This is a genomic window from Bartonella sp. EBT8 (assembly GCF_055796165.1).
Map to the genome: position 1 here is coordinate 1 of NZ_JBTTDJ010000025.1, position 6,331 is coordinate 6,331.

Consider the following 6,331-nt stretch of genomic DNA (forward strand, 5'->3'; position numbering starts at 1 on the left):
GGGTTGGAATAAAAATGATATCGGCATTGATTTGGTTGCTAAACTCCGTAATCAAGAGGGTTATGTTGCTATTCAATGTAAGTTTTATGAAGCAGACCATCAGATTAGTAAAAAAGATATTGATAGTTTTATCGCTGCCTCTGGAAAAGATATCTTCAAATATCGTCTTCTGGTTGATAGCACTGAAGTGAATTTAAGTGACAATGTGAATGCAATGATTAAAGGACAAGCGATACCGGTTTATCGCATTGACCTTCGTCATATGGAAAACAGTCGTATAGATTGGGAAATCTTTGCAACAAAAGAAGAAGTTGTCCTTAAATCGACAAAAGAACCACGCCCCCATCAGATAAAAGCAATTCAGAAAGTCTGTGAGGGTTTACAAGAAGCAGACCGTGGCAAGCTGATTATGGCGTGTGGAACAGGTAAAACATTTACAAGTCTTAAGATAGCAGAACAAATAGCTGGAAAAGGTAAGCGTGTTTTGTTTTTAGTGCCTTCTCTTGCATTAGTCTCGCAAACGATACGAGAATGGACAGCGGATGCAAAAATCCCTTTGCATTCCTTTGCTGTTTGTTCGGATACAAAAGTTGGCAAGCGTCGTAAAAGCCAAGATGATATTCTTGGAATGGAGACCTCAGATCTTGTATTGCCTGCTAGCACGGATGCACAAGCACTTGCCAAGGAAGCTCGTGAAAACCTAGCAGATGCAATGATGGTCATCTTTTCAACCTATCATTCCATCCAAGTGATATCCGATGCGCAAAAAGATCATGGTTTACCCGAATTTAATCTGATCATTTGTGATGAAGCTCACCGTACAACGGGTGCTGTGTTGGGATCAGATAAAAGTGAATCTGAGTTTGTCAAAGTCCATGATAACAGTATTATTCAGGGTAAAAAACGTCTCTATATGACGGCAACCCCAAAAATCTTTACGGATAGGTTAAAAAGGAAAGCTGACTTATCTGATACTGTTCTTGCCTCTATGGATGATGAAACACTTTATGGGAAACAACTCTATCATTACACATTTGCAGAAGCTCTAGAACATGAACTGTTATCACCTTGTAAAGTGATCATATTAGTTGTCAACGAAACAGAAGTAAGAAAATCTATTCAACATCTTATTACAGATAAAAATTATGAACTTATTCTTGATGACAGAACCAAAATCCATGGTTGTTATCGAGCCCTGACCAAAATGGATCTAAAAATTGATCTTGGCGATGACCCCAACCCTATGCGTCGCGCTTTGGCTTTTTGTAAAGATATCGAGACCTCTAAACGCATCTGTACAAGATTCAATTCTGTAAAAATGCAAGAAAATTTGCGTGCTCTTCATGAAAGCCATAAAGAAACGCCCCCTCTTCACTGTACATTTGCCCATATTGACGGAACTGTTAGTGCCAAGGACCGTATGATACAACTTGATTGGTTAAAAGAAGACGCTGGGGAAAATACCTGTCGTGTGTTAACCAATGTAAGATGTCTCTCTGAAGGAGTAGATGTTCCCGCTCTTGATGCGATACTGTTTTTACACCCGCGCAAAAGTCAAATCGAGATCATTCAAGCAATAGGACGCGTCATGCGTCGAGCAAAGGGTAAAAAAAGAGGCTACATCATTTTACCCGTTGGAATACCGGCTGGCATTCCACCAGTAAAAGCCTTGGAAAATAATCCGAAATATGATGTCATCTGGCAAGTCGTCAATGCTTTGCGTGCCCATGATGATGGTTTTAATAAAATCATTCACCATATGTCCATAAAACAAGACGTAAGTTATGCCCTTGACATTGTTGTTCCTTCTCAAAAGGCTACCTCAGAAGATACAACTGTTGTTATTGATGATTTACCTATACACTCAAAAGCAGAATATTCAGGACTGGATATTGGGTCACCAACTTATGAACCCTTTCACGCCTATAAACCAGAAGAAGAACTTGACTTATTCTTTCAATGTGCGGATCTCATTAGAGCGGCTATTGTTAAGAGAAATTACGACCCTAGCTATTGGAAAAGATGGGCAACGAATGTTGCTGATCTTGCTCAAAATCATATCACACGCTTAACTGAAGTTTTGACGCAATCAAAAGCGGAAACGCGGCGGGTGTTTAATGGTTTTATGACAGAATTGCGTAACAATTTAAACGCGACCATCTCCGAAGAAAATGCGATTGAAATGCTTGCACAACACCTTGCGACGCGTCCTGTCTTTGATGCTTTGTTTGAGGGGCATCAGTTTGTTCAAGAAAATCCCGTCTCTTGTGCTTTACAACGTGTACTCAATATCCTTGATAAAGTTACTCTTAACGAAGAATCTCAAGATTACAGAACTCTCTCTAGGAGTGTACAATTTTACACACGAGGAATTACGAGTCTTAAAGCACGACAAAACTTAATTGTAGAGCTTTATAATGAATTTTTCCGTTATGCTTTTCCACGTACGGTAGAAAAATTAGGAATTGTTTATACCCCTATTGAAATTGTGGATTTTATTATTCATTCCGTTAATGATGTTTTACGCAAGGAATTTGGACAAAGCTTGGGTTCACGGGGTATTTCTATTCTTGACCCCTTTACGGGAACTGGTACCTTTATCACGCGGCTTTTACACTCTAATCTGATAAAACCAGAAGATATGGAATATAAATATCGTTACGATATCCATGCCAATGAGATTGTTTTATTAGCCTATTACATTGCTGCCATCAATATTGAAGCAACTTATCATGGTCTTACGAAAAGTAATTATATTCCCTTCAAACATATTGGTTTAACTGATACCTTTCAGATGCTTGAAGAGAAAAATCTGCTGCAAAAATTGTTTAAAGAAAACAGTGAATATTTGGAACTTCAGAAAAATCTCAATATTGAAGTGATCTTTGGTAACCCTCCTTATTCAACAGGGCAAAAAAGCGAAAATGATAATAATCCGAATACATCTTATCACGTATTAGATAAACGAATAGAAGCGACTTATGCCGCTCAATCGAAAGCAAATCTGATGCGAACGCTATATGATAGTTATATTCGTGCTATTCGCTGGGCTAGTGACCGTATAAAGGACCGTGGTGTGATTGGTTTTGTTACAAATGCAAGTTTTATCAATGGATATGCTATGGATGGTGTGCGTAAATGCCTTGTTGAAGAATTTAGCAGCCTTTATATTTTCCATTTGCGTGGTAACCAACGAACCTCTGGAGAGCTTTCTCGAAAAGAAGGAGGTAAAATTTTTGGTGAAGGATCTCGGGCTCCCATTGCCATCTCTATTCTCGTAAAAAATCCGGAATCCAAACAGCGTGGTAAGATATATTTCTATGATGTTGAAGATTATCTCACAAGAGAAGAAAAGCTTAAGTTAATTAAGGACTTTGGTAGTATTGATGGCATTACACGGAGTAATCGCGGTTGGAAAATCATTACGCCAGACAAACATGGTGATTGGATTAATCAACGCGATGAGAGTTTCAAAACATTTCTAACCTTGGGTGTTAAAAAGGGGCATGATAAAAAGCTCTTTGAGACTTATTCTTGTGGTATCGTAACCAGTCGTGATGCATGGGTATACAACTCAAGCCGTGAATCTCTAGCTAAAAACATGAGAAATATGATTGCCTTCTATAATAACGAAGAAGAACGTTTTAACGAGACCTATCCACATGCTGACTATAAAATACGTAATAATGCTGTAGATAATTTTGTAAATCCAGATGCAAAAAAAATTAGCTGGAGTTTTAATCTTAAACAGCATTTAACTAGAGGAAAAGTTTTTGAATTTGAAGAAACTTGCCTTGCGCAAAGTTTGTACCGTCCTTTTACACGGCAATGGTTCTATTATAATCGCACCTTCAATGAAAGGGTTTATCAACTGCCGTGTATATTCCCTATGGGAAAAACAGTTAATAATAGGGTGATACAAATTACAGGTACAGGGGTAAAGAAAGACTTTTCTATTATCATGACTGAAACTGTACCTGATTTTCAAGTAATGGAGAATAGCCAATGCTTTCCATTGTACCTTTACGAAGATACTGCGCTTTCAAAAAATAGAAGTAATAGCCAATCCCATTTATTTACAAATTCTACAGAAGAAAGCAACATAGCAGGTTTACAACGCCGTGATGCTATCACTGATGAGGGACTAGCACATTTTAAAGCTGCTTATCCTAATGAGAACATCACTAAAGATGATATCTTCTATTATGTTTACGGTCTCTTGCATTCAGAAGATTATCGTGCTCGCTATGCTGATAACCTCTCTAAAGAATTGCCTCGCATCCCTTGCGTAAAGAGCACTGAAGATTTCTGGGCATTTGTTAATGCGGGTCGTGAATTAGGGAATTTGCACGTCAATTATGAGACTGTAGAGCCTTATCCCGTGACCTTTAAAAAAGGCAATCCAAAACTTACAGAGATCAAGAATCCCGAAAAGTTTTATTACGTTACAGAAATGAAATTTGCTGGCAATAGCAAGGAAAAGGATAAAACAACGGTTATTTATAACAGTAATATCACGATAACAGATATTCCTCTTGAAGCCTATGAGTATATCGTAAATGGTAAATCTGCTCTTGAATGGGTTATGGGTCGTCAATGTGTAAAGACTGATAAAAAGAGTGGCATTGTTAATGATGCCAATCGCTATGCTGTTGAGACCGTTGGAAACCCTGCTTATCCATTGGAATTGTTCCAAAGGGTTATTACGGTAAGTTTAGAAACAATGAAGATTGTTAAGAACTTACCAAATCTAGAATTAAGAGAAACTGAATAGACTTAAGAAAGCATGCTCACATGATAGGCATGCTAATTACAAGGAGTATAGATTTATAGCTGTAATCTATACTCTCTTATTAGGTTGCTTATGTACAATCTTAAAAGGAATGATTTACCATGCGCTATTCTAAAAAGAGAAGCCTTGCACTTTTAAACACTCTCATATTGCCTTTAAAAGATTAACTCGCAATCTCAAATGATGCCTTTCATATCTTTCATAAGCTCTCTTTAAAGAGAATTATGCGTATTAATAGATTGTATTTATCAAGAGAGATTGTTTTTTGTCTTTTTAGTGTTTTTTTTTAAACACAAAGTTTCAAAACTCAAAATCCCATTCAAATTGATAAGTTACTCTTTATAACACGCCTCATAACCATCTCTTGTCTTTTGAAAGGCTTTAAAGGATTATATTCCCTCTCATAAAACATGGTTTAAACACGCACTCTAATCATAACAATTGTCTTTTAAAATTTACTGACAAAATTTGACAAAACAGACAAAACGCGTGTCATTAATTGTCTATCTTACTCACATTGCTTTTATACGTGATGTTTCAAAATTTTGAAAAATACTAACCTATTGAAATATAATGTTTTTATTTTATCTCAATTTTTTTAAATGAAAGGGGGGGGATAAATCAACTGACAAAACAAACAAAAGAGACAAAAGCCCATTAAAAGGTATTTTAATAAGGATATAAGAATTCAAAATGTTTTCATAACAAATCAAAACCGCATGATCATATTATCCTTTGTTTTATGAGAATGATGCGGTGGCTATAGAGAATGAATCAAAAGCGTTGGTTATAAAGATGCTATCTCTATTAAAGCTGTTTAAATTACAAACCTCTTATAAAAAATTCACAAAAATATTCACAAGTTATCTCATAAAAATAATGATGCGTTATAAAGTTAAAAATAAGCATTATGAAAGCGTTTTTAGTTATTATGACGTTTAAAAGAGAAAAATAACGCAATTGCGTAATATAGACTCAAATAGAGGCAATAAAACGTAAAATATTAATAAGCATATGATGCATATTTACACATAATGGTGTAAAAAATAATTATAAAAAAACACAAAAAAGAATAAAATATGATTGACAATAAATACGTATTTTGTTATATAAATACTCAGGTGCTTAAAAACACTTAAACTACTAGCGGGTAGGTTACGATAAACCTAATCCCTAATATAAAAAAACTGACTATCTTTTATGCTATTGAATGCATATAATGATTTTGTCGGGTGTGGTCACACCATACAATACCCATACGGGAAAAGTGTGACGACGGACTAGTAGCCGTGTTTTTAGCACCCGGCGCCCTTATAGGGTTGTCAATAAAAACTATCAACCTACTAGGAGACACTAGCTATGAATGCTACTGTTAATAAGCAAACATTATCCAAAAAATATGAATTAACTAATGATACGCAATGCATAGATGGTCACTTATTATACCGTATACGTGCTTTAAAAGACTTTGCTGATGTCAAAAAAGGTGACTTTGGTGGCTTTATTGAAAAGGAAGATAACCTCTCTCATGATGGGGAT

Annotated in this window: 1 protein-coding gene and 1 pseudogene; both read left to right on the forward strand. The window is 36.0% G+C overall.

Annotated features, from left to right (window positions below):
* The coding region (locus AC0QT4_RS08380) for a DEAD/DEAH box helicase (RefSeq protein WP_473201228.1) at positions 1 to 4,774 on the forward strand (4,774 nt) is incomplete at its 5' end.
* Between the two features lie 1,377 nt (positions 4,775 to 6,151).
* Positions 6,152 to 6,331: pseudogene (locus AC0QT4_RS08385) on the forward strand (hypothetical protein); the annotation flags it as partial.